This window comes from Microbacterium sp. Soil_N32, assembly GCF_057655505.1.
Genome location: NZ_JBDGME010000019.1, coordinates 1,003,718 through 1,026,624 on the forward strand (window position 1 = coordinate 1,003,718; position 22,907 = coordinate 1,026,624).

General features: G+C 70.7%; 22 protein-coding genes and 2 riboswitches. Of the genes, 13 read left to right on the forward strand and 9 right to left on the reverse strand.

The genetic code is table 11. The annotated features are described in order from the left end of the window. Window positions 1-41: 41 nt before the first annotated feature. The 4 genes from AC3A3J_RS13015 to gcvT form a co-directional block, all read right to left on the reverse strand. Window positions 42-1,676, reverse strand: coding sequence for a peptide ABC transporter substrate-binding protein (locus AC3A3J_RS13015; RefSeq protein WP_487672674.1), 1,635 nt, complete (start codon window positions 1,674-1,676; stop codon window positions 42-44). A 224-nt stretch (window positions 1,677-1,900) separates the two neighbouring features. Then, window positions 1,901-4,741, reverse strand: coding sequence for an aminomethyl-transferring glycine dehydrogenase (gcvP, locus tag AC3A3J_RS13020; protein ID WP_487673112.1), 2,841 nt, complete (start codon window positions 4,739-4,741; stop codon window positions 1,901-1,903). A gap of 60 nt (window positions 4,742-4,801) precedes the next feature. Next, window positions 4,802-5,179, reverse strand: a complete 378-nt coding sequence (gene gcvH, locus AC3A3J_RS13025) for a glycine cleavage system protein GcvH (protein WP_314646360.1) — start codon at window positions 5,177-5,179, stop codon at window positions 4,802-4,804. Further along, window positions 5,176-6,282 carry a glycine cleavage system aminomethyltransferase GcvT gene (gcvT, locus tag AC3A3J_RS13030; protein WP_487672675.1) on the reverse strand — a complete coding sequence of 369 codons (1,107 nt, stop codon included), beginning with the start codon at window positions 6,280-6,282 and terminating at the stop codon, window positions 5,176-5,178. The genes gcvH and gcvT overlap by 4 nt, the downstream gene beginning before the upstream one ends. Before the next feature lie 54 nt (window positions 6,283-6,336). After that, a riboswitch (glycine riboswitch) is annotated at window positions 6,337-6,430 on the reverse strand. A gap of 1 nt (window position 6,431) precedes the next feature. Then, a riboswitch (glycine riboswitch) is annotated at window positions 6,432-6,526 on the reverse strand. 164 nt (window positions 6,527-6,690) lie between these two features. Between gcvT and AC3A3J_RS13035 the strand changes: the two genes are divergently transcribed. From AC3A3J_RS13035 to AC3A3J_RS13065, 7 genes are all read left to right on the forward strand, one after another. Continuing rightward, the gene (locus AC3A3J_RS13035) at window positions 6,691-7,452 is read left to right on the forward strand and encodes an NUDIX hydrolase (RefSeq protein ID WP_487672676.1); all 762 of its coding nucleotides are present in this window, start codon (window positions 6,691-6,693) and stop codon (window positions 7,450-7,452) included. Further along, window positions 7,449-8,783, forward strand: coding sequence for a quinolinate synthase NadA (gene nadA, locus AC3A3J_RS13040; RefSeq protein WP_487672677.1), 1,335 nt, complete (start codon window positions 7,449-7,451; stop codon window positions 8,781-8,783). Before AC3A3J_RS13035 ends, nadA begins: the two co-directional genes overlap by 4 nt. Beyond that, window positions 8,780-10,273 (forward strand): L-aspartate oxidase, encoded by a 1,494-nt coding sequence (nadB, locus tag AC3A3J_RS13045; RefSeq protein ID WP_487672678.1) that lies wholly within the window; start codon window positions 8,780-8,782, stop codon window positions 10,271-10,273. The genes nadA and nadB overlap by 4 nt, the downstream gene beginning before the upstream one ends. Further along, window positions 10,273-11,124, forward strand: a complete 852-nt coding sequence (nadC, locus tag AC3A3J_RS13050) for a carboxylating nicotinate-nucleotide diphosphorylase (RefSeq protein ID WP_487672679.1) — start codon at window positions 10,273-10,275, stop codon at window positions 11,122-11,124. Before nadB ends, nadC begins: the two co-directional genes overlap by 1 nt. 2 nt (window positions 11,125-11,126) lie before the next feature. After that, on the forward strand, window positions 11,127-12,263 hold the full coding sequence (locus AC3A3J_RS13055) for a cysteine desulfurase family protein (RefSeq protein WP_487672680.1): 1,137 nt from the start codon (window positions 11,127-11,129) through the stop codon (window positions 12,261-12,263). Window positions 12,264-12,313: 50 nt separating this feature from the next. Further along, entirely contained in the window at window positions 12,314-13,261 is a 948-nt protein-coding gene (locus tag AC3A3J_RS13060; RefSeq protein ID WP_487672681.1) for a glycosyltransferase family 2 protein, read from the forward strand. 91 nt (window positions 13,262-13,352) lie between these two features. Then, the gene (locus AC3A3J_RS13065; RefSeq protein ID WP_487672682.1) at window positions 13,353-14,126 is read left to right on the forward strand and encodes an SDR family NAD(P)-dependent oxidoreductase; all 774 of its coding nucleotides are present in this window, start codon (window positions 13,353-13,355) and stop codon (window positions 14,124-14,126) included. A 12-nt stretch (window positions 14,127-14,138) separates the two neighbouring features. Here the strand turns inward: AC3A3J_RS13065 and AC3A3J_RS13070 are convergent, their stop codons facing one another. Continuing rightward, on the reverse strand, window positions 14,139-16,187 hold the full coding sequence (locus tag AC3A3J_RS13070) for an ABC transporter ATP-binding protein (protein WP_487672683.1): 2,049 nt from the start codon (window positions 16,185-16,187) through the stop codon (window positions 14,139-14,141). A gap of 163 nt (window positions 16,188-16,350) precedes the next feature. Here AC3A3J_RS13070 and AC3A3J_RS13075 point away from each other — a divergent pair, with 163 nt between their 5' ends. Next, a complete protein-coding gene (locus AC3A3J_RS13075) occupies window positions 16,351-17,826 on the forward strand; it encodes an MDR family MFS transporter (RefSeq protein WP_487672684.1) in 1,476 nt (491 codons plus the stop codon). Window positions 17,827-17,858: 32 nt separating this feature from the next. On the opposite strand, the gene AC3A3J_RS13080 is transcribed toward AC3A3J_RS13075, so the two are convergent. Then, a complete protein-coding gene (locus tag AC3A3J_RS13080; protein WP_487672685.1) occupies window positions 17,859-18,017 on the reverse strand; it encodes a hypothetical protein in 159 nt (52 codons plus the stop codon). 163 nt (window positions 18,018-18,180) lie between these two features. Here AC3A3J_RS13080 and AC3A3J_RS13085 point away from each other — a divergent pair, with 163 nt between their 5' ends. Next, complete coding sequence (locus AC3A3J_RS13085; RefSeq protein ID WP_487672686.1) at window positions 18,181-18,801, forward strand: carboxymuconolactone decarboxylase family protein; 621 nt, start codon at window positions 18,181-18,183, stop codon at window positions 18,799-18,801. Window positions 18,802-18,842: 41 nt separating this feature from the next. Then, window positions 18,843-19,391 carry a 1-acyl-sn-glycerol-3-phosphate acyltransferase gene (locus AC3A3J_RS13090; protein ID WP_487672687.1) on the forward strand — a complete coding sequence of 183 codons (549 nt, stop codon included), beginning with the start codon at window positions 18,843-18,845 and terminating at the stop codon, window positions 19,389-19,391. On the opposite strand, the gene AC3A3J_RS13095 is transcribed toward AC3A3J_RS13090, so the two are convergent. Beyond that, a complete protein-coding gene (locus AC3A3J_RS13095; RefSeq protein WP_487672688.1) occupies window positions 19,370-19,570 on the reverse strand; it encodes a hypothetical protein in 201 nt (66 codons plus the stop codon). The genes AC3A3J_RS13090 and AC3A3J_RS13095 overlap by 22 nt on opposite strands. A gap of 67 nt (window positions 19,571-19,637) precedes the next feature. On the opposite strand from AC3A3J_RS13095, the gene AC3A3J_RS13100 reads away from it, so the two are divergent. Then, window positions 19,638-20,159 carry a DUF6328 family protein gene (locus tag AC3A3J_RS13100; RefSeq protein ID WP_487672689.1) on the forward strand — a complete coding sequence of 174 codons (522 nt, stop codon included), beginning with the start codon at window positions 19,638-19,640 and terminating at the stop codon, window positions 20,157-20,159. 57 nt (window positions 20,160-20,216) lie between these two features. Here AC3A3J_RS13100 and AC3A3J_RS13105 read toward each other — a convergent pair whose 3' ends face one another. Then, window positions 20,217-20,771 (reverse strand): Dps family protein, encoded by a 555-nt coding sequence (locus tag AC3A3J_RS13105; protein WP_487672690.1) that lies wholly within the window; start codon window positions 20,769-20,771, stop codon window positions 20,217-20,219. A gap of 104 nt (window positions 20,772-20,875) precedes the next feature. Here AC3A3J_RS13105 and AC3A3J_RS13110 point away from each other — a divergent pair, with 104 nt between their 5' ends. Next, window positions 20,876-21,364: a GNAT family N-acetyltransferase gene (locus AC3A3J_RS13110; protein WP_487672691.1), complete on the forward strand. Its 489-nt coding sequence runs from the start codon at window positions 20,876-20,878 to the stop codon at window positions 21,362-21,364. 107 nt (window positions 21,365-21,471) lie between these two features. Further along, entirely contained in the window at window positions 21,472-21,771 is a 300-nt protein-coding gene (locus tag AC3A3J_RS13115) for a Fe-S cluster assembly protein HesB (RefSeq protein ID WP_314646325.1), read from the forward strand. Window positions 21,772-21,832: 61 nt separating this feature from the next. Here AC3A3J_RS13115 and AC3A3J_RS13120 read toward each other — a convergent pair whose 3' ends face one another. Next, window positions 21,833-22,486: an alpha/beta fold hydrolase gene (locus AC3A3J_RS13120; protein WP_487672692.1), complete on the reverse strand. Its 654-nt coding sequence runs from the start codon at window positions 22,484-22,486 to the stop codon at window positions 21,833-21,835. Between the last annotated feature and the right edge of the window lie 421 nt (window positions 22,487-22,907).

Sequence of the window (22,907 nt, forward strand, 5' to 3'; positions counted from 1 at the left end):
GAAGAATCGTCACCGCCTCACGGGTGAAGTGCCGTCAGGCTTTACTCGCCGGCCTTCGTGATCTCGTAGTACAGCGGAACCGAGTTCCAGCCGAACGTGACGTTGTCGACGTTCTCGCTGAAGCCACCGGTCACGTTCGAGTACCACAGCGGGATCGCGGGGAGGTCCTTGAACAGGACCTCCTGCGCCTTGGTGAAGTCCTCGATCTGCGCGTCGGCGTCGGGGTTGCTGATACCGGCCTCGATGAGGTCGTCGAACTCGGGGTTCGAGTAGTCACCGTCGTTGGAGCCGGCGCCCGTGGCGTAGAGCGGTCCGAGGAAGTTGTACAGACCCGGGTAGTCGGCCTGCCATCCCGAACGCGCCGCCGTGGTGATGGTGCGGTCGTTGATCTTGGTGCGCAGGTCCTGGAACGTCGGGTACGGGTCGCCCGACGCCTCGATGCCCAGGGTGTTCTTGATGCTGTTGCTCACCGCGTCGACCCAGGCGTCGTGCCCGCCGTCGGCGTTGTACGCGATCTTGAAGTCACCCTCCCACGGCGAGATGGCGTCGGCCTCGGCCCACAGCTCCTTCGCCTTCTCGGGGTTGTACTCGAGGACCTCGCTGCCGGGGACCGAGTCGGACCAGCCGTCGATGACCGGCGACGTGAAGTCGGAGGCCGGGGTGCGGGTGCCCGAGAAGATCGTGTCGGTGATCTCCTCGCGGTTGATCGCCATCGACAGCGCCTGGCGGCGCAGCATGCCCTCTTCGCCCGAGAAGTGCGGGAGGAACTGGCCGATCGTGAACGACTGGAACACGGCCGACGGCTGGTTCACCGCGCGGTCGCCGAGCTCGTCGGTGAAGACCTGGAGCGAGTTGGTCGGAATCGCGTCGATGACGTCGACCTCGTTCGACAGCAGGTCGGCGTACGCCGCCTCCTGCGTGGCGTAGAACTTGATGGTCAGGCCACCGTTCTGCGCCTTGCGGCCGCCCTCGTAGTCGTCGTTGCGGACGAGGTCGATCTGCACGTCGTGCTGCCACGCGTCGTCGCCGTCGATCTTGTACGGGCCATTGCCGATCGGGTTCTCGCCGAACGCCTCCATGTCCTCGAACGCGACGTCGGGGAGCGGGTAGAAGGCCGAGTAGCCGAGACGCAGCGCGAAGTCGGAGGCCGGCTTGTTCAGCGCGATCGTGAAGGTGTAGTCGTCGACCTGCTTCAGACCGGTGAGCTCGGAGTCGGTCTCGTAGCTGAAGCCCTCGATGTCCTCGAAGAAGTAGCTGGAGAGGTGACCGTTGGAGAGCTTGGCGCCTTCGTTCCACGCCTTGATGAAGTTGTCGGCCGTGACCTCTTCACCGTCGGTAAACTTCTGGCCCTCCTTGAGCTTGACCGTGATGTTCTGCGGGTCCTCGGTCGTGATCTCCTCGGCCATGTCGTTGACCGGCTTGCCGTCGGCGTCGTAATAGACGAGTCCGGCGAAGATCTCATCGAGGATCTTGCCGCCGCCGACCTCGTTGGTGTTGGTCGGGATCAGCGGGTTCTCGGGCTCGGAGCCGTTGGTCGTGATGATCGCGTCCGCGTCGACGTCTCCGCCCGCGTTGCCGCTGTCCGAGTTGCCGCCGCCGCTCGCGCAGCCCGCGAGCGCCAGGGCGCCGATCGCGAACAGCGCGGTGCCCGCCAGGGCGATCTTGTTGCGCTTCACTATGTGTCCTCCTAGGACGTGTACATCAAAACTGCGCGCTCATCGTCGAACGCGTAGGGATGGTGTCAGGTTATATCGGCATGTGAGAAGCCGCGCTCCCGGCTAATCAACCGTTACTGAGTGGTGACCATCGGAAACATCCCCGAAACAGACGGTGACCTGCCCCCATACGACGGATGGCACCGCCCCTCGCGGGAGCGGTGCCATCCGTGTGCGGCCTCGGGTCAGGCGAACGCCTCGATGGGCGGGCAGGCGCACACGAGGTTGCGGTCGCCGTACGCCTGATCGATGCGACGCACCGGCGGCCAGTACTTGCCGGCGACCAGCGCGGGCACCGGATACGCGGCCTCCTCGCGTGTGTAGGAGTGGTCCCACTCCCCCGCGATCAGCGACGCCGCGGTGTGGGGTGCGTTCACGAGCGGGTTGTCCGCGGCCGGCCAGCGACCGGCGGCGACGGCATCCGCCTCGGCCTTGATCTGGATCATCGCTTCGATGAACCGCTCGATCTCGGCGAGATCCTCCGACTCGGTCGGCTCGACCATGAGCGTTCCCGCGACGGGGAACGACATGGTGGGCGCGTGGAAGCCGTAGTCGATCAGACGCTTGGCGACGTCGTCGACCGTCACCCCGGTCGCCTCCTTGAGCGGACGCAGGTCGAGGATGCACTCGTGCGCGACCCGCCCGTTCTCGCCCGTGTAGAGAACCGGGTAGTGGGTGCGGAGACGCTCCGCGATGTAGTTCGCCGAGAGGACGGCTGCCGCGGTCGCGCGGCGCAGTCCGTCGGCGCCCATCATGCGCACGTAGGCCCACGAGATCGGCAGAACCCCCGCCGACCCGTATGGAGCACCCGAGACCACACCGCCCTCGAAGACGAAGCCGCCCGCGTGCTCCGCCCGCTGCGCGAGCGGATGCGAGGGGAGGAACGGCGCCAGGTGCGACTTCGCCGCCACGGGACCGACACCGGGGCCACCGCCGCCATGTGGGATGGCGAAAGTCTTGTGGAGGTTCAGGTGCGAGACGTCGCCGCCGAGATCGCCGAAGCGCGCGAAGCCGAGCAGCGCGTTCAGGTTCGCCCCGTCGACGTAGACCTGGCCGCCCGCGTCGTGCACCGCCGCGGTGATCTCGACGACATCGTGTTCGTAGACCCCGTGCGTCGACGGGTAGGTGATCATCAGTGCCGAGAGCTCGGACGCGTGCGCGGCGATCTTCGCGCGCAGGTCGTCGAGGTCGACGTTGCCGAGTTCGTCGCAGGCGACGACGACGACCTTCATGCCCGCGAGCACCGCCGAGGCCGCGTTCGTGCCGTGCGCCGACGACGGGATGAGGCACACCGTGCGCTGGTCGTCGCCGTTCGCGCGGTGATACCCGCGGATCGCGAGCAGACCCGCGAGCTCGCCCTGAGAGCCGGCGTTGGGCTGGAGGGAGACGGCGTCGTACCCGGTGACCTCGGCGAGCCACGCCTCGAGCTGATCGATCAGCTCGAGATACCCGGCCACGTCGGAGGCCGGCGCGAACGGGTGGATGCCCGCGAACTCCGGCCAGGTGATCGCCGCCATCTCGGTGGCCGCGTTGAGCTTCATCGTGCACGAGCCCAGCGGGATCATGCCGCGGTCGAGCGCGTAGTCGCGATCGGCGAGGCTCTTCAGATACCGCATCATGGCGGTCTCGCTGCGGTGCGCGTCGAAGACCGGGTGGGTGAGGAACTCATCCGCCCGGCGCAGCGGATCGGGCAGGCCGTCGCGGCCGCCGACGAACGCGAACGCGCGCTCGGCACGACCGCCGAAGACCCGGGCCACCTGCAGCAGCTCGTCGACCGTCGTGGTCTCGTCGACCGCGATGCCCACGGTGTCGGCATCGGCGGCGTGCAGCAGGATGCCGAAGCCGTGGTGCGCCTGGGAGACGTACTCCGCGGCACGACCGGGTACCCGCACCCGCAGGGTGTCGAAGAACGCGTCGTGCACGACCTCGATGCCGTCCTCGACCAGCCACGACCGCAGCAGTGCCGCCTTGCCGGCGACCTCCCGCGCGATCGCCGTCAGTCCGTCCGGCCCGTGGTAGACGGCGTACATCGAGGCCATGACCGCGAGGAGCACCTGCGCGGTGCAGATGTTCGACGTCGCCTTCTCCCGACGGATGTGCTGCTCGCGGGTCTGCAGCGAGAGGCGGTAGGCGGGCTTGCCGTCGGCATCCACCGAGACGCCGACGAGGCGCCCGGGCAGCTGACGCTCGAGACCGGAGCGCACGGCCATGTAGCCGGCGTGCGGACCGCCGAAGCCCATCGGCACGCCGAAGCGCTGCGTCGTGCCCACGGCGACGTCGGCGCCCAGCGAGCCCGGCGAGGCGAGAAGCGTCAGCGCGAGGAGATCGGCGGCGACGACGGCCAGCCCGCCCGAGACGTGGGCGGCGTCGATGACGGCCGACGGGTCCCAGACTCGGCCGGATGCCCCCGGGTACTGCACGAAGACGCCGAACAGCTCGTCCGGCAGCTGCTCGCCGGCGGCGAAGTCGACGGTGACGAGCTCGATGCCCACGGCATCGGCCCGGTTCTCGAGCAGCGCCCGGGTCTGGGGCAGCGCATCGGCGTCGACCGCGAACACATCGGTCTTCGCCTTCGAGGCGCGCCGGGCGAGCAGCATGCCCTCGGCGACCGCGGTCGACTCGTCGAGCATCGACGCGTTCGCCGTCGACAGACCGGTGAGGTCGGCGACCATGGTCTGGAAGTTGATGAGCGCCTCGAGGCGTCCCTGCGAGATCTCGGGCTGGTACGGCGTGTACGCCGTGTACCACGAGGGGTTCTCCAGCACGTTGCGCTGGATCACCTGCGGCGTGAGGGTGCCGTGATAGCCGAGCCCGATCATCGGACGGTTGACGGTGTTGCGGGCGGCGAGGGCGCGCAGCTCGCGCAGCGCCTCGGTCTCGGTCGCGGCGCGGGGGATGCTGCTGGCCGACCCCGGGGAGTCGGAGGCGGCGGGCGTGAAGATCGACGAGGGCACGGCCTGGGCCATGAGCGCCTCGAGCGGCCCGGCGGGATCGGCCCCCTCGGGGATGCCGAGCGCGTCGAGCATCTCGCGCTGCGCGTCGGCCGTGGGTCCGATGTGACGGTCGGCGAAGGAGACCACTCGGGATCAGCCCTCCGTGAGAGCGACGTACGCGTCGCGGTCGAGCAGCCCGTCGGTGGCGCCGGCGGCGACGGACACCTTCACCAGCCAACCGCCCTCGAACGGCTCGCCGTTGACGAGCGACGGGTCGTCGACGACGGCGTCGTTGATCTCGACGACCGTTCCGGTGACCGGCGCGTAGAGCTCGCCGACCGACTTGGTCGACTCGATCTCGCCGACCACCGCACCCGCGGTGATCTCGGTGCCGACGGCGGGCAGTTCGACGAAGACCACGTCACCGAGCTTGTCGGCGGCGAAGTCGGTGATGCCGATCGTCACGGTGTCGCCGTCGGCGGCGATCCACTCGTGCTCCTCGGTGTAGTGCAGGGTGTTCAGATCGGTCATTTCGTCCTCCGGTAGAAAGGCAGAGCGGTCACGACGGCGGGGATCCTCGTCCCCCGCACGTCCAGGAACAGGTCGGTCCCGACCGCGGCCGCGGACGGGGAGACGTAGGCCATCGCGATCGGGTGGCCGAGAGTAGGACTGAGGGCGCCGCTCGTGATCTCGCCGACGGCGGTGCCTGCGGCGTCGACCACCGGGTAGCCGGCACGCCCGGCGCGGCGCCCCTCGGCGACGAGGCCGACCAGCACCGGCGCGTCGGCGGCGGCATCCGGGGCGTCCTTGCCGACGAAGCTCTCCTTGCCCGTCACGACGACGCGGCCGAGTCCGGCCTGCGCGGGCGTCGTGTCGAGGCCGAGCTCGTGGCCGTAGAGCGGCATCCCGGCCTCGAGGCGGAGGGTGTCGCGAGCGGCGAGCCCCGCCGGGACCAGACCGTGCTCGGCGCCCGCGTCGAGGAGGGCGTCCCACAGGGCGACCGCGTGCGCCGCGGGCACCAGCAGCTCGAAGCCGTCTTCGCCGGTGTAGCCGGTGCGGGCGAGCAGCAGCGGCTCCCCCGCGAAGCTCGCGCGGGCCCAGGCGTAGTAGCGCTGCTCGGACCAGGGGATGCTCACGTCGTCGATGCCCGCGGTCGCCCCGAGAATCGCCTCGGCGGCCGGACCCTGCACGGCCAGCAGCGCGTAGTCGTCGGACACGTCGACGACCTCGGCGTCGAACCCTGCGGCCCGTGCGAGAAGAGCCTCGCGCACGGCGTCGCGGTTGCCCGCGTTCGAGATCACGAGGAAGTCGTCGTCGTCCAGCCGGTAGACGATCACGTCGTCGACGATGCCGCCCGCCTCCGCCAGCAGCAGAGAGTACTTCGCCTTGCCCACAGCGAGCGCCGAAAGCCGACCGGCGAGGGCGTAGTCGAGCAAGGCCCCGGCATCGCTGCCGCGAACCGTGAACTCCGCCATGTGCGAGATGTCGAACAGGCCCGCTGCGCGGCGGACGGCGTGATGCTCGGCGAGGTCGGAGGTGTAGCGCACCGGCATCTGCCACCCGCCGAAGTCGGTGAAGGAGGCGCCCAGCGCCTCGTGGCGCTCGCGGAGCGGGGTGTAACGGGGGTCTGACACGGAGTTCTCCCGGATGCGGTCGGGCGGGGCGGCGATGACGTCGCCCCTCGGAACTCCCCCTCTGTCATGGGCCTGAGAGTTTCACCCCGCGTGGCGGGGTTTTCACCGTCGGCGGACCGCACACGTGTGCGATCGCTTTCCAGAGTGGCCGGATCCACGCGGTACGCGTACCTGAGAGATTGGCGGGGAGGCTTGCTCCTTCGGTGCCCGGCTGCGTTCGCCGGGGCTCTCCCGCGGGGGTCGTTCGGCCCGTGTTCGATTGTCCGGCCAGTCTAGCGGGGGCATCCGCGCTTCCGTGGTCCTTCCCGTCGCACTTTCTGTCGCTCGCCGCCGCCCGGAGCGACAGAAAGTGCGACGGGAGCGGTGGACGAGGGGGCGAGCCGGGGGCGTCGAGGGAGGGCTCGACTTATGGTCAGGGGGACACTAAGATCGTCCGCGGAGGTTAAGGTGCCAGAGACCCGAAGTGACGAGATCCGCGTGGCGGGATCCACCGTGATCCTCACGCTGCGCCCCTCCGGCGACGGTTCGCCCCGGTTGGCCATCCCGCTCGTGCACCGCACGCGCGAGCCCTTCGCCGACCGATGGGCACTGCCCGGCGGCTGGATCGCCGCCGACGAGTCCCCCGTCGACACCGCCGCCCGCACACTCGCCGAGACCACGGGCCTCGCCCCGTCGTACCTCGAGCAGCTGTACGCCTTCGGCGCCGTCGACCGCTCCCCCACGCGTGTGATCTCCATCGTCTACTGGGCTCTCCTGCGGCAGGACGACGTGATCGCGCAGAGCAGCGCGCACGTCGCGGCCGCCCGAGCGCCCGAGAACGTCGAGTGGTTCGACGTCGACGCGCTGCCGGCGCTGGCCTTCGACCATGCCGACATCATCGAGTACGCCCTGTGGCGCCTGCGCAATAAGGTCGGCTACAGCCGCGTCGCGCACGGCTTCCTGCCGTCGGAGTTCACCCTGTCCGACCTGCGGGAGGCCTACGAGGCCATCCTCGGCAGGCACCTCGACCCCGCCAATTTCCGACGACAGGTGGAGGCCGCCGGAAACCTCATCCCCACCGACCGCTTCCGCACGGGCAGCCACCGGCCCGCCCGCCTCTACCGCGACAACACCGACGTCGAGCTGGCCGCGCGCGGCCCCCTCGGACCCGCAGAAACGAGCATCCGATGAGCATCACCTTCCTCCCCGCCCCCGGCGCCCGTCCGCTCGACGGCTCCGTCGATCACGCCATCCAGGACATCGTCGCCGGGCGGTCGACCGATGCCACGTGCACGACCGATCTCGCTGCCGGCCCGTGGGACTTCGACGTCCGCCCCGGCTACGGCCCAGGGTCGTCGATGGGCGACGTCATCCCCACCGGCTCCCCGCGGCAGGGCGAGCTCCCGGTCGAGTACCGCGAGGCCTCGGAGGAGGAGCTGGATGCCCGCATCCGCACGGCGAAGCAGGTGCTCGGCGACCGGGTCGTCGTGCTCGGGCACTTCTACCAGCGCGAGGAGGTCGTGCGTCACGCCGACTACGTGGGCGACTCGTTCCAGCTCGCCACGGCCGCGAAGGGCCGGCCCGATGCCGAGGCCATCGTCTTCTGCGGCGTGCACTTCATGGCCGAGACGGCCGACCTGCTGTCCGGGCCGGAGCAGGCCGTGGTCCTGCCCAACCTGGCTGCCGGATGCTCCATGGCCGACATGGCCGACATCGACCAGGTCGAGGAGTGCTGGGAACAGCTCGCCGATGCGCTCGGCCCCCTCGACGTCGTCGACGACGACGGTCTGCTGCCGGTGATCCCCGTCACGTACATGAACTCCTCCGCGGCGATCAAGGGGTTCGTCGGTCGGCACGGCGGCATCGTGTGCACGTCGTCGAATGCGCAGACCGTTCTGGAGTGGGCGTTCGCGCGGGGACGTCGCGTGCTCTTCTTCCCCGACCAGCACCTCGGACGCAACACCGCCAAGGCCATGGGAGTGCCGCTCGACCGCATGCCGATGTGGAACCCTCGGCGTGCCTGGGGCGGATCGTCGCCCGACGCGCTCGTCGACGCGCGCGTCATCCTCTGGCACGGATTCTGCTCGGTGCACCGCCGGTTCACGGTCGGGCAGATCGAGCAGGCCCGCACTGAGCACCCGGGCGTGCGCGTCATCGTGCACCCCGAGTGCCCGATGGAGGTGGTCGATGCGGCTGACGAGGCCGGATCGACCGATTACATCCGTCGGGCCATCGACGCCGCGACCGAACCCACGACGTTCGCGATCGGCACGGAGATCAACCTCGTGAAGCGGCTGGCCGCGCAGTACCCGCAGCACGAGATCTTCTGCCTCGACCCCGTGGTGTGCCCGTGCTCGACGATGTACCGCATCCACCCCGGCTACCTCGCCTGGGTGCTCGAGGAGCTGGTCGCCGGTCGCACACCGAACCGCATCACCGTGCCCGCGGACGTCGCGGACCCCGCGCGGGTGTCGCTCGAGCGCATGCTCGCTGCGAAGCCCCCGGCACCGGTCGAGCGATGAAGATCGTCGTCGCCGGCACCGGCATCGCGGGGCTCACCGCGGCGCTGCACGCGCACGAGCGCGGGTATGACGTCACGGTCGTCACGAAGGGCGCCTTCGGCGACGGATGCACGCGGTACGCGCAAGGCGGCATCGCGGGAGTCCGCGGACCGGGCGATTCCGCCGCGCAGCACGCCGCCGACACGATCGCCGCCGGTGCCGGTCTCGCCGACGCCGCTGCGGTGGACGCGCTCGTGGACGGCGCCGACGCCGCCCTCGCCGACCTCGTCGCCCGGGGCGTCGCCTTCGACCGGGATGCTGCGGGGCGGCTGCGCCGAGGCCGGGAGGCCGCTCATCGCCATGCGCGCATCGCACACGCGGGTGGCGATGCGACGGGTGCCGAGATCTCGCGCGCCCTGACCGACGCCGTCCGCCGCGCGGGCATCCGGGTCGTGGAGAACGCGATGCTCGTCGACCTCTGCGTGGATGCCGGGGCGGTACGCGGCGCCCGCTTGCTGCGCGACGGTCGGGACGACGACGTGGCCGCCGACGCCGTGGTGCTCGCGACGGGCGGTGCCGGTCGGCTCTACGCCCGCACCACGAATCCGGACGGGACCACGGGCGACGGCATCGCCGCCGCCCTGCGCGCGGGCGCCCGGGTCTCCGACCTCGAGTTCGTGCAGTTCCACCCGACGGTGCTCGCGGGCGGAGACCCGTTCCTCCTCTCGGAGGCCGTGCGCGGCGAGGGTGCGACGCTGCTCGACGCGGCCGGCCGACGGTTCTGCCTCGACGTGCATCCCGACGGCGAACTCGCCCCCCGCGACGTCGTCGCGCAGGCGATCGCCCGGCAGTGCGCACTGCAGGGGGCGCCCGTGCTGCTCGACGCGACGATGCTCGGGGCGGCGACCCTCGCCCGCCGCTTCCCGACGATCGACCGCGTCACGCGCGAGCGGGGCTTCGACTGGTCGCGCGAGCCGCTGCCCGTGACCCCGGCCGCGCACTACCTCATGGGGGGTGTCGACACAGATCTCGACGGTCGCACGTCGCTGCCCGGCCTCTTCGCCGCCGGCGAGGTCGCCCGCACCGGCGTGCACGGCGCGAACCGTCTCGCCTCCAACTCCCTCCTCGAAGGCGCCGTATTCGGGGCGCGGGTCGCGCGCGCCGTGACCGAGCCGTGGCCCGAGGCCGCGCCCCTGACGAATGCCGTCCCCGGGAACGCCGCCCCCGCTCACCCGCCGCTCCGCACCGCCGCGGCGCCTCCCGCCTTCTCCCGCGCCGCCCTGCAGGAGCTCATGAGCGCGCACGTCGGCCTGCTCCGCAGCGATGCCGGCCTCGCCCACGCCCGGTGGATGCTGCATGTCTGGTCCACCTCCCCGTTCCCGCTCGACGCCCTCGCCGACCACGAGAACGCGAACATGCTCCTGGTCGCCCAGGCGACCGCCCGCGCCGCCGCAGCGCGCACCGAGTCCGTCGGCGCCCACGTGCGCGAACCCGCCCTGATCGGAGTCTGATGCTCACCACCGCCACCATCCACCGCGTCGTGGGAGCCGCCCTCGAGGAAGACGCCCCGTGGGGCGATCTCACGAGCGAGGCGCTCATCCCCGCAGATGCCGCGGCCACCGCCGACCTCGTCGCGCGCGAGGCCGGTGTGCTGAGCGGAGGCAGCGTGTTCAGCGCCGCCTTCACCCTCACCGACCCGGGGGTCGCCGTCGACGTCCACGTCGGCGACGGCGATGAGTTCGCGCCCGGCGACGTGCTCGCCTCGGTCTCGGGGCCGGCGCGCAGCATTCTGACCGCGGAACGCGTGGCGCTCAACTTCACGCAGCGTATGAGCGGCATCGCGACCCTCACCGCGGCCTACGTGCGCGCGGTCGCCGGGTCGGGAGCGCGCATCGCGGACACGCGAAAGACGACTCCCGGCCTCCGCCCCTTCGAGCGCCACGCCGTCGTCTCCGGCGGAGGCAGCAACCACCGCTTCTCCCTCTCCGACGCCGTCATGGCGAAGGACAATCACCTCGCCGTCCTGACGCGCACCGGCGTCGACACGGCGACGGCACTGCGCGCGGCGATCGCGCGCCTGCCGCACACCGCCCACGTCGTGGTCGAGGTCGACCGCCTCGACCAGATCCCCGCCGTGCTCGACGGCGGTGCGCACACCGTGCTGCTCGACAACTTCTCGCTCGACGACCTGCGCACAGGCGTCGCCCTGATCGGCGACCGGGCGACGGTCGAGGCCTCGGGCGGCGTCGACCTCGACACCGTCGGCGCGATCGCGGCGACCGGCGTCGACGTCATCTCGGTCGGCGCACTCACCCACTCCGCCCGCGCCCTCGACCTCGGACTCGACCTGCGGATCGGCTGACGGTGCTCTACCTCGACCACGCCGCCACCTCGCCCGTGCGCCCGGAGGTGCGCGCCGCCATGGAGCCGTTCCTGACAGCGGCGTTCGGCAACCCGTCGAGCCGTCACACGGCGGGCGAGGCCGCGGCGCGCGCCCTCGACGATGCACGCCGACGGGTCGCCCGGGTGCTCGGCATGCGCGCGGGCGACGTCGTGTTCACCAGCGGCGGCACCGAGGCCAACAACCTCGCCGTCAAGGGCATCGTGCTCGCGGCCCGGGAGCGCGGCGCGCGGCACGTGGTCGTCTCGCCGATCGAACACGAATCCATCCTCGAGTCCGTCGAGTTCCTACGGCGCTTCCACGGCGTCGAGGTCGCGGTTCTGCCGGTCGATCGTCGCGGCCGCATCGCACCGCAGTCGGTGGCCGACGCGGTGCGCGACGACACCGCCCTCGTGAGCTTCGGGCACGCCAACAACGAGATCGGGAACGTTCAAGATGCCCCGGCGCTGATCGCCGCCGCCCATGCCGCCGGGACCGTTGTGCACCTCGACGCCGTGCAGTCCGCAGGCTGGTTGCCGCTCGCCGGCCTCGACGCCGACGCCGTCTCGATCGCCGGTCACAAGCTCGGGGCACCGAAAGGCATCGGCGTCCTCGCCGTGCGCGGACGCGTGCCGCTCGAGCCGTTGCTCCACGGCGGAGGACAGGAGCGCGGTCGACGCTCCGGTACCGAGAACGTCGCGGGCGCCGTGGCCCTCGCCACCGCCCTCGAACTCGCCGAGGCCGAGCGCGATGAGACGAGCGCCCGCGTCGGGGCGGCCACGGGGCGCTTCATCGATGCGGTACTCGGCGCGGTGGCCCGGGCCGAGCTCACGGGGGATCCGGTGCACCGGCTTCCTGCCACCGCGAGCTTCACCTTCGCCGGCACGAGCGGCGAGGCGGTGCTGCTCGAACTCGAGCGCCGCGGCGTGATCTCCTCGAGCGGCTCGGCGTGCGCGGCCGGCAGCGACGAGCCGTCGCCCGTGCTCGTCGCCTGCGGTATCGACCCGGCCGTCGCCCACACCTCCGTGCGCTTCACGTTCGGTCGTGAGGTGCTTCCCGACGATGCGCCCGAGAGACTCGCCGCGCTCGTCGGGGAGTCCGTGCGCGCGGTCGCCTCCTGATTCGACGCCCCGGCGACGGTCTGCGGGGAACCCGGTCCTAGAATCGCAGGGTGAGCGCCCCCGACCCCCTCGTGACGATGATCGTGCCGGGGCGCGACGTGGCGGCGTTCGCCCCGGCCGCCATCGCATCGCTGCGGGCGCAGACCGAGCCCGGATGGCGAGCGATCCTCGTGGATGACGGATCGGTCGACGCGACCTCCGACATCTTCCTGGCCGCCGCGGCCGACGACCCCCGGTTCCAGGTGGTGCGCCACGAGCGAGCAGCAGGGCTGGGCGCGGCGCGCAACGCGGGTCTCGAACGCGTCGACACGCCGCTCCTGGGGTTCCTCGACGCCGACGACGAGCTCACCCCGAACGCGCTCGCCCGCATGACCGGCACGCTGCGCGAGACGGGGAGCGACTTCGTCGCCGGCGCGTACGTGCGGTCCCGCCTGCAGGGAGACTCCTATGTCGCCGGTCGCGTGCAGCCCTGGGTGGCCGCCGCGACGGCGCCCGAGCGTCGGCGCACGACGCTGGAGGAGCATCCGGATGCCTCCGCCAACATCGTCGCGTGGTCGAAGCTCAGCCGCACCGCGTTCTGGAACGACCTGCGATTCCCCGAAGGCGTCGCCTACGAGGATCAGGTCGTCGCGCAACTCATGTACACCCGTGCGCACGCGTTCGACGTCATCCCCGACGTCGTCGTGAAGTGGCGACTGCGTGCCGACGGCACATCGATCACGCAGGGCAAGGCACGGGTGGAGGTGCTCGTCGACTACCTCGCGGCGCTGCGCGGCGGCATCGCCGTTCTCCGCGACGCCGGGGCGCACGCCGCGGTCGCCGCGCGCCTGTCGCTGATCCTGACGATGGACCTTCCGTCGTTGCACGAGATCGCCGCCGAGCATCCCGACCCCGCCTACGCGGCCGCACTCGACGCCTTCGTCGCCGACCTCCGGACGCTTCCCGAGTACGCCGACGCCCGCCCCGACCCCTCGCTCACCGCCGGTCTCGCCTGGTGATCCGGCGCGGCGCGACACCGCGCCTCACCTGCACCCGGCACCGATCCCGCCCCGCCGCCCCGCCTGTTCGGCGCAGAACCCTCGGAGACTCATGAACACCTACCTCGACAGTCTGTTCTCGCTGCAGGGGCGCACGGCGCTCGTCACGGGAGGCAGCTCCGGCATCGGCCGGGGGATCGCCACCGCGCTCGCGAGCGCCGGTGCATCCACCGTCATCCTCGCGCGCGGAGAGGATCGGGTGTCATCGACGGTCGACGAGATCCGGTCCGCCGGCGGCACCGCAACCGGGGTCGTCGGCGACCTCGGCAGCCGCTCCGGCATCCACGCGGCGGCGGAGGCCGCAGCCGCCGCCTTCGGCGAACCTGACATCGTCGTGCACTCGGCCGGCATCAACATCCGTCCGCCGATGGCGGAGATCACCGAGGAGGACTGGGACGCGACCATGACGGTGAACGCCCTGGCGCCGTTCCTGCTCGGGCGCCGCTTCGCCCCGGGCATGGCGGAGCGGGGCTACGGCCGGCTGATCCACATCAGCTCGCAGCAGGCGCACCGCGCCTTCGCCTCCAGCGGGGTCTACGGCGCATCGAAGGGAGCCGTGGAATCGCTCATGCGGTCCGAGGCGGAGGCATGGGGAGGCACCGGCGTCACCAGCAACACCCTCGTACCGGGCTTCGTGCTCACGCCCCTCAACGCCCGACTGCAGAAGGATCCGGCGGTGGTGGCGGGTCTCGCCGCCCGAACCATGATCGGTCGCAACGGCCTGCCGGAGGACTTCGCAGGCGCCGCCGTGTTCCTGGCGGGGCCCGGGTCGTCGTACGTCACGGGTCATTCGCTGTGCGTCGACGGAGGACTCTCGGCCCACTGAGTGCGCGAACGGTCACCGAACGGGACGGTCTCCCCCGTCCTCGGCGCGCGGGCCGGGGATCACACCGAGAGATGCCGTCAGCACATCCGCCGGATCCGTCGAGACGGCATCGTCGGGCGCACGGTCGGCGCGACGCTCGGGAAGCGCGGCATCCACTCCGCCGGTGACGCGCTGCTCGACCACGGCCTCGGTCACGAGCACGCGAGACGCGGCGACCTGCTGCGCCGCGAGCTCGGCGTAGAGACCTCCGCGATCGAGCAGTTCGGCGTGGGTGCCGGACTCGACGATCCGCCCCGCCTCGAGCACGTGGATGACATCGGCACCCATGACGGTCGAGAGCCGGTGCGCGATCGAGATCGTGGTGCGCCCCTTCGCCGCCTCGTCGAGCGCCTCCTGCACGACGCGCTCCGAGACGGTGTCGAGCGCCGAGGTCGCCTCGTCGAGCAGCAGCACCGGCGGATCCTTGAGCAGCACGCGGGCGATCGCGATGCGCTGCTTCTCACCGCCCGAGAGGCGGTAACCGCGCTCGCCCACGACGGTGTCGTAGCCCTTCTCGAACCCCGCGATGATGTGGTGGATGTTCGCCGCCGTGCACGCCTGCACGAGCTCGGACTCGGTCGCATCCGGCTTGGCGTACAGCAGGTTCTCGCGGATCGTCGCGTGGAAGAGGTACGTCTCCTGCGAGACGATGCCGACGTCGTCGATGATCGAGTCCTGCGCGAGCGTGCGCACGTCAGCGCCGGCGAAGAGCACGGCACCGCCCGCGGCCTCGTACAGGCGGGGAGCGAGGTAGAGCACCGTCGTCTTTCCGGCGCCCGAAGGTCCCACGAACGCGACGTGCGCGCCGGGCTCCGCGACGAACGAGACGCCGTCGAGCGTGGGCCGGGCGTCGTCCGCGGCATCCGGATACCGGAAGACGACGTCGCGGAACTCCACCCGCCCGCGCGGCCCCGGGGCGGCGTCGACCCGGATCGCGTCGGGCGCGTCCTGGATCTCCGGCACCAGGTCGAGGTACTCGAAGATGCGGGCGAAGAGCGCCGACGAGGTCTGCAGGTCGAGCGACACGCGCATCAGACCCATGAGCGGCTGCAGCAGCCGCGCCTGCACGGTCGTGAAAGCGACGACCGTGCCCGCGGTGATCGCGCCGCTGCCGCCGGCGATGAGGTAGCCGGAGACGAGGTAGATCACGGCAGGGACGCTCGCCATGATCACCTGCACCACGGCGAAGAAGCCCTGGCCGCTCATGGCCCGGCGCACCTGCAGCACGACCTGATTGCGGTTCTCGGCCTGGTAGCGCTGCGATTCGGTGCGCTGCCGGTTGAAGGCCTTCGAGAGGAGCATGCCCGAGACGCTCAGCGTCTCCTGCGTGATCGAGGTCAGCTCCGACAGCGACTCCTGCGTCTCGCCGGCGATCCGGGCGCGCACCTGCCCGACCTTGCGCTGCACCACCACCAGGAAGGGCATGAGGACGACAGCGATCAGGGTGAGGCGCCAGTCGATGAGGATCATGGCGACGAGCGAGGCGACCACGGTGACGGTGTTGCCCAGGATGCTCGTGACGGTGTTGGTGAGCACGCCGGACACCCCGCCCACGTCGTTCTGCAGGCGCGACTGGATGACGCCGGTCTTGGTGCGGGTGAAGAAGCCCAGCTCCATCGCCTGCAGGTGCTCGAACAGTCGCACGCGCAGATCGCCGGTCACGCTGTTGCCGACGGTGGAGGTCAGCCACGTCTGCACCACACCGAGTGCCGCTGAGCCGAGGAAGAGCGCGATCATGGCTCCGACGAGCCACCCGAGCAGACGGAGATCGGGGCCGCCGCCCTCCGTGGGGAACAGTGCGTCGTCGAACACCCGCTGCACGATCAGCGGCGGAATCACCGCGACGCCGGCACCGACCACCACGAGGATGCCGGTGAGGAGAATGCGCCACCGATAGGGACGGAACAGCGCGATCACGCGCCGCCCCAGGCCGTCGATGCGCGGCGCCTCCGCGTTCAGGCGCTTCTGCGCCTCTTCGTCGACTCCGCGAAAACCGCCGGGGTGCCGTCCGCCCATACTCATCCCGTCAGCGTATCCAGGCCCGGGGACACCGAGGGTCGGGAGCATCCGTCGATCGGATATCCCCGACTCGGGAATGGAATGTCGGATGCTGTGGTTACGCTGAATGGCCTGACTGGTCCTCGCGCACTCGCGCACTCTCCTCTTCTCGTGCCCTGGAGGCCGTATGTCCGCCGTCGACACCGGGTCGATCCCGACCCGAACCACCGCCGACGGAGCGATCGCCCGCTCCGACATGCGCGTCATCTGGCTGCTGCTGGTCGCCGCGTTCGTGGCGATCCTCAACGAGACCACCATGGGCATCGCGATCCCGCACCTCAATGAGGATCTGGGTATCCCGCCCGAGCTCGGCCAGTGGCTGACCAGCGCCTTCATGCTGACGATGGCCGTCGTCATCCCCACCACCGGGTTCATCCTGCAGCGCTTCACCACGCGTCAGGTGTTCATCTCGGCGATGATCTCGTTCTCGCTCGGCACGCTCGTGTCGCTCGTGGCCCCCGGCTTCGCGGTGCTGCTGGTCGGCCGCGTCATCCAGGCGGTCGGCACGGGCATCATGATGCCCCTGCTCATGACCACGATCATGAACGTCGTGCCCCCGCAGTCGCGCGGGCGCATGATGGGTCGCGTCGGCATGGTGATCTCGCTCGCCCCCGCCACCGGTCCCGTGCTGGCCGGCGCGGTGCTCGAGGTCGCCAACTGGCGCGCCCTCTTCGCGATCATCCTTCCGATCGCCCTCGTGGCCCTCGGCATGGGAGCGCGCTGGATGACGAACCTCGGCGAGACCCGCCGCATGCCCCTCGACGTGCTCTCCATCCCGCTCGCGGCGCTCGGCTTCGGCGGGGTGGTCTTCGGCATCAGCCAGTTGGGCGGCGAGGGCGCCAGCTCCGGTCCCGCCGCGGGAGCCATCGCCCTGGCCGTCGGCGTCGTCTCGCTCGCGCTCTTCGTCTGGCGTCAGCTGGTGCTGCAGCGGGCCGACGACGCGCTCCTCGACCTGCGCGTGTTCCGTTCGACGAACTTCACCCTCTCGGTGATCATCATGTCGATCCTCGCGCTGTCGATGTTCGGCACGCTCACCCTCCTCCCCCAGTATCTTCAGAACGTCGTCGGCCTCGAGTCGTTCAGCGCCGGTCTGATCCTGCTTCCCGGTTCGATCATGATGGGTCTGCTCGGCCCGGTCATGGGGCGCATCTACGACGCACGCGGTACCCGTCCGCTCCTCATTCCGGGCACGATCCTCGTGTCGGCCGCCCTGTTCTTCTACTCCACGGTGGGCGAGCAGACGCAGTGGTGGGTGCTCGTGATCGTGCAGGCCGTGATGTCGGTGGGCCTCGCCATGTCGTTCACGCCGCTGTTCTCGGCCTCGCTCGGCTCGCTGGAGCGACCGCTGTACTCGCACGGCTCCGCGGTGCTCAACACCATGCAGCAGGTGGCCGGCGCCGCGGGCGTCGCGGTTCTGCTCGTCACCTACTCGGCGATCCTGCACACGGGCGAGGCCGAGGGGCTGTCGACCGCGGTCGCGGGTGCGCCGGGTGCCCGCATGGCGTTCCTGATCGCCGCGATCATCTCTCTCGCCGCGGTGGCCCTGAGCCCGTTCGTGCGGAAGCCGGCCGAGGCGGCCGGCGGTTTCCACGGCGGTCACTGACCTCGCGGCAGCAGGCGGCGGCGCCTGTCGACTTACGGCTTCTTCGAAGCGGGCAGACGGCAGACGCCGCCGCTGCAGTATCCGGCGGACTGGTCGTCGGTGTCGCCGCGAAGAAGGTCGAGGGTACCGGGCAACGGTCGGAGCCCGCGGGGCGCCTCCGGCTCACTGGTGTGTGCCTGCTGATCGGTCATCCCTCGATCGTACGCCTGTCGCACGGCACGGGCGTCGCTCCCGCACCAGCGTCCGTGTACGCCGCGAGAGGGGGTGTCGCCGCCCGTCCCGCGGGCGTAGCGTTCGCAGTGACGCCGGGCCGCCTCCCTCGTCGCGCCCGACGCGTCGACCAAGGAGCGCACCATGATCATCACTCCCCCGGATGCGGCATCCGTCTCGGGTCGCGCCGCCGAGATGTACGCGGCCGACATCGCTGACGACGGCTTCGTCTTCGCGCATACGCAGGCGATGGCCGTCAACCCCGAGGCGTACGCGGCGTTCGAAGAGCTCGTGCACGCCGTGGTCCCCTCGATCGGAGTGCGGGTCTACGAGGCGGCGACCCTCGGTGCCGCGCGAGCGATCGGCTCGACGCACTGCCTGCTCGCGCACGCGCGACGCGCCCTCCGCGCCGGGGTGGTCGACGAGGCCGGCCTCGCGGCGTTCGCGGCGCACGACGACCGCGGGTTCGGAGCGGCCGAGCAGGCGGTGATCCTGTTCGCCGAACGCCTGTCGACGTCGCCGCGATCGATGACGGATGCGGATTCCGAGGCCCTGCGCGCCCACGGCTTCTCCGACCGCCAGATCGTCGACATCGCCCTCGCCGCGGCGGCCCGCAACCTGTTGAGCCGCACGCTGCAGTCCCTCGCCGTTCCGGTCGACGCGACGCCCGGGCTGCCCCCGGGGATCGCCGCCGCGCTGATCCGCCTCGCGGGCGAGGCCGACGGGGCGGGTGCTGAGCGCGCCGGCCAGCAAGACCCCGCCTGACCGACAGCGGATCGACAGCCATGTCCCCCTACGGTGGAGGAATGCTGAAGAGATCGATCGCCCGGGCGTTCTGGGCCGTCAGCCGCTGGACCCTGGTGGGTCAGCGCGCCGTGCCGACCCGTCCGACGATCCTCATCGGCGCCCCGCACACCTCGAATTGGGACTTCGTTCTCATGCTGGGCATCGCGTGGCGTCTCGGCATCGACGTGCACTGGCTCGGCAAGAAGAGCCTGTTCCGGGGCTGGCGCGGTCCGGTGATGCGTGCACTGGGCGGCGTGGCCGTCGACCGCGACGACCCGGGCCGCGTGGTCGCAGAGGTCGTCGGTCAGGTGCACTCCGGCGAAGTCTTCGGCCTCGTCATCACGCCGGACGGCACACGCGGCGGCAACGACTACTGGAAGTCGGGCTTCTACCGCATCTCCCGGGAGACGGGGATGCCGCTGACGCTCGGATTCGTCGATCGCACGACGATGACCACCGGTCTGGGGCCGACGATCGAGACGGCGGGCGTGCGGCCGGAGCGACGCACCGAGCCCCGTCTGCGCGACGAGGACCCGGCGTCCGACGGTCAGTCGACCTCTTCGACCTGAGTCCGCGCGTATTCGAGGTCCTCGGCCGACAGCTCCTCTCGCATACCGACGACCGCGCCGGTGATCTCGCGGATCTCCTCGCGCACGTCGTCACCGAGATGCGGCGCCTTCTCGAGCAGTTCGTGGCGCGCGTCGACCGACAGATGCGGCCACCAGTCGTGGATGGGCGGAAGGGTCATGAGAACGTCTCCTGGGGTCGGGGCGGGTCGGCTGGACAGGTGTGGCGGCGCGCATCAGACTGAGCGCATGAGTGTGGAGATGGCCGACGCGGGGCACGACGACCGCGCCGATGGACGCGACGAGACCCCGAACGAACGGGCGGATCGCAACTGGGACGAGCTGCTGCAGGAGCTGCGCGTGATGCAGACCGGAACGCAGATCCTCACCGGCTTCCTGCTGGCGGTCGCCTTCCAGCCGCGGTTCACCGACATGGACGAGCTGCAGCGCGACGTGTACGTCGTGCTCGTCGCTCTCGCCGCGATCGCGACGATCCTGGCTTTGGCTCCGGTCGGTATGCACCGCGCATTCTTCGGCCGTCGACGCAAGCCCGACCTCGTGCGCATCGCGGCGCGCATCGTGCGCATCGACCTCATCGTCATCGGCGCTCTGACGATCGGCGTCACGACGCTCATCGTCGACTTCACGGTCGACCGGACCGCCGGCTTGATCGCGCTCGTCGCGTCGCTGGTGATGGTGGTGGCGCTCTGGCTGGTGCTCCCGCACGTGACCCGTGGCGCAGCCCGGCCGGGACCTGTCCCGAAGGACTGATCCCGGCCGGGCAATCGCGCGTCGCTCCCCGTACGCACGATCATGCGGGTGCTCGTCTCAGCTCCCCGCAGGCTCCCGGTTCTCGGCGCTCACCATCCAGGCGAACTGCTCGAGGCGCTCGATGATCGCATGCAGCAGGTCGGCCGACGTCGGATCCTCCTCGTCGACCGCGTCGTGCACATCGCGCAGCGTGCCGACCGTGGCCTCGAGTCGCTCGGTGACGAGGTCGATGGTGTCGGTCGTCGAGACCTCGCCCGAGGGAAACTCGGGCAGCGTGGTGCTCGCGGCGATGGTGTCGCTGCGTCCGTCCGGCACGGCGTGCAGCGCGCGCATCCGCTCGGCGATCGTGTCGCTGAAGGTGCGGGCCTCGTCGATGATCTCGTCGAGCTGACGGTGCGTATCGCGGAAGTTGCGTCCGACGACGTTCCAATGCGCCTGCTTGCCCTGCAGCGCGAGCTCGAGCAGATCGACGAGAACGGCCTGCAGGTTGCCGGCGAGTTCGGGCGATGCCGTGAAGCCCTTCTCGGCGTTCTGGGGCCGGGTGGTCTTGGCGCCCGCCTTCGCGGCAGCACCCTTCGATCCGGTGGTCTTCGACGTGGTCTTGGTTGCCATAGTGATGTCCTCCTGACATCGACGGTAACGATGCTCCGGCCCCGGATTCGAGGGGGTTGACATGCCCACCCTCGACCCCCGAACGTGTGACCGGAAGGAGAACGATGACCCCCTCTGATACCCCCGACCGTCCCGCGATCGACATCGCGCCCCTCAGCGAGGACGACGCCGGCGAGGTGCTGACGATCCAGCGCGCAGCCTTCGTCTCGGAGGCGCAGATCTACGGCAGCGCCGACATGCCCCCGCTCACTCAGACGCTCGACGAGATGCGCGCAGAGCTGCGGATGGGCGCGGGCCTCGGTGCCCGCATCGACGGGCGCCTGGTCGGGGCGATCCGGTTCCGCGAGGACGGCGATCTGCTGCTCATCGGACGCATCGCGATCGCGCCCGACATGCAGGGCGAAGGGATCGGTCGCGCTCTGCTCGAGGCCGCCGAGGAGCGCTCCTCGGCGACGACGGCGGAGCTCTTCACCGGCAGCCTGAGCGAGGCGAACATCCGCCTGTACACCAGTTGCGGTTACGAGGAGAGCGAGCGCGTGCCCGACGGCGACGGCACCGCGCAGGTGTTCCTGAGAAAGCTGTTGGCCAGGTGAGAGGTTCCTCCGAGGCGGCGCGTCGGGGTTGCTCCCCGCGTGCCGCTTCGGAATCGTAGCCGGGACATGCCGCGACCGCGTCATGCCTCGAACGGAAGGAGAGTCTTGTGCTCACCCTCACCGACAACGCCTCCGCGATCGTCACGACCCTCGTGAGTCGCCAGAGCGAAACCCCGGATGCCGGTCTGCGCATCCACTCCACCGAGGCCCAGGGCCCGAGCGGAGAGGCACGTCTCGCCGTGCTCGTCACGAACGATCCCGAACCGCAGGACCAGGTCGTCGAGGTGTCGGGCACGCGCCTGTTCCTCGATGAGACGGCTGCGGCCGCGCTCGACGACAAGGTGCTCGACGCCGGCGTCGACGACGCGGGGGCTGTGTCCTTCGCCGTCTCGGCTCAGGTCGCCTGACGCGGATTTCCGGATGCCGCGGCCCGTCTCGGGTCGCGGCATCCGTGCGTTCGGGTGGGGATCAGTCCCAGTCGAGGTAGTCCTCGATGGCCCACGACGTGGCGCCCATGTGGGTGAACGGGAAGAGGTAGCCCCCGCCGTCGACGCGTACGACGCTGACCCGGTCGGGCGCGGCCTCCTGCAGCCGCTCGCCGTTCTCGACGGGGGCGATGGGATCTTCCGTGCCCTGCACGACGAGCACCGGCAGGCCTTCCGCGAGCGGCGCGGGGGCCTCCCAGGCCGCCGCCTGGAGGGCATCGACCTCGGCATCGCGCGACGGGGCGGGCAACGCGGCGAGCGCCTCGGCCGAGGGGCCGGTCTCGTCGACGCCGAGCAGCAGCACGCCGTTGACACGGTCGTGATGGTCGAGCGCGACGACGCGCGCCACGGCCCCACCGAAGGCGTGTCCGCCGACCCAGGCGTCCGAGATCGAGAGGTGGCTCATCACGTCGACCACGTCCTGAGCGAGGTCGTGCATCGTCACCGCCTGGTCGGACGGGCGGCGCGAGCCGACGCTGACCACGCGGAAGTCCTCCTCCGACACCGAGTGCGAGAGCAGCTCGAGGTAGGTGACGTTCAGACCGTGGCCGGCGATGAGGATGAGAGCGGGTCCGTCACCTTCCACGGTGTAGGGGATCGCGCGTCCGTCGGGCTCGAAAGTCTGAATGTCAGCCATGGTTCGGCAGTCTCCTTGAGGTGAGGTGGGCCTCACCCAGCGTACCCAACCGTGCGAGGGGAGCCCTCCGAACCGGACCGTCCCCATCCATGCGCCACGCGTGCGAGGACACCGACGAGCTCACGAGAGACCACCTCGAGCTGGCTGCGGCTGCCGATGATCGGCCGTGGATACGGGGATGCCGGGTCCGGTACTTCTCGTCCCGACGCGAGCCGGATGTCGCGCGCAACGCTGTGAAGCAGTTCGGCGTCGCCAGCCGCGCTCTCGCCGTCGAATACCGTTAGGCGGCACTCCAGTGCGTTGAGGCCGCGCCCGAGCTGCACCGCCAGACTGCACCGAGTCCCCGAGTCCGAGACCACGTCCACGGTGAAGGAGCGGTGCCGGCCGCGCGGGAACGTCGAGCCGTTGCGGGCCGTGGCTC

Excerpts from the sequence above, each read along its gene's own strand:
- AC3A3J_RS13080 (WP_487672685.1), bottom strand. The coding sequence starts at position 18,017 with ATGACCGATCAGCAGGCACACACCAGTGAGCCGGAGGCGCCCCGCGGG.
- AC3A3J_RS13120 (WP_487672692.1), bottom strand. The coding sequence starts at position 22,486 with ATGGCTGACATTCAGACTTTCGAGCCCGACGGACGCGCGATCCCCTAC.
- AC3A3J_RS13110 (WP_487672691.1), top strand. The coding sequence starts at position 20,876 with ATGACCCCCTCTGATACCCCCGACCGTCCCGCGATCGACATCGCGCCC.
- nadA (WP_487672677.1), top strand. The coding sequence starts at position 7,449 with ATGAGCATCACCTTCCTCCCCGCCCCCGGCGCCCGTCCGCTCGACGGC.
- AC3A3J_RS13105 (WP_487672690.1), bottom strand. The coding sequence starts at position 20,771 with ATGGCAACCAAGACCACGTCGAAGACCACCGGATCGAAGGGTGCTGCC.
- gcvH (WP_314646360.1), bottom strand. The coding sequence starts at position 5,179 with ATGACCGATCTGAACACCCTGCACTACACCGAGGAGCACGAGTGGATC.
- nadC (WP_487672679.1), top strand. The coding sequence starts at position 10,273 with ATGCTCACCACCGCCACCATCCACCGCGTCGTGGGAGCCGCCCTCGAG.
- AC3A3J_RS13070 (WP_487672683.1), bottom strand. The coding sequence starts at position 16,187 with ATGAGTATGGGCGGACGGCACCCCGGCGGTTTTCGCGGAGTCGACGAA.
- AC3A3J_RS13075 (WP_487672684.1), top strand. The coding sequence starts at position 16,351 with ATGTCCGCCGTCGACACCGGGTCGATCCCGACCCGAACCACCGCCGAC.
- AC3A3J_RS13085 (WP_487672686.1), top strand. The coding sequence starts at position 18,181 with ATGATCATCACTCCCCCGGATGCGGCATCCGTCTCGGGTCGCGCCGCC.
- AC3A3J_RS13035 (WP_487672676.1), top strand. The coding sequence starts at position 6,691 with ATGGTCAGGGGGACACTAAGATCGTCCGCGGAGGTTAAGGTGCCAGAG.
- gcvP (WP_487673112.1), bottom strand. The coding sequence starts at position 4,741 with ATGCTCGACGCGCTCGGCATCCCCGAGGGGGCCGATCCCGCCGGGCCG.
- nadB (WP_487672678.1), top strand. The coding sequence starts at position 8,780 with ATGAAGATCGTCGTCGCCGGCACCGGCATCGCGGGGCTCACCGCGGCG.
- AC3A3J_RS13065 (WP_487672682.1), top strand. The coding sequence starts at position 13,353 with ATGAACACCTACCTCGACAGTCTGTTCTCGCTGCAGGGGCGCACGGCG.
- AC3A3J_RS13095 (WP_487672688.1), bottom strand. The coding sequence starts at position 19,570 with ATGACCCTTCCGCCCATCCACGACTGGTGGCCGCATCTGTCGGTCGAC.
- AC3A3J_RS13090 (WP_487672687.1), top strand. The coding sequence starts at position 18,843 with ATGCTGAAGAGATCGATCGCCCGGGCGTTCTGGGCCGTCAGCCGCTGG.
- AC3A3J_RS13100 (WP_487672689.1), top strand. The coding sequence starts at position 19,638 with ATGAGTGTGGAGATGGCCGACGCGGGGCACGACGACCGCGCCGATGGA.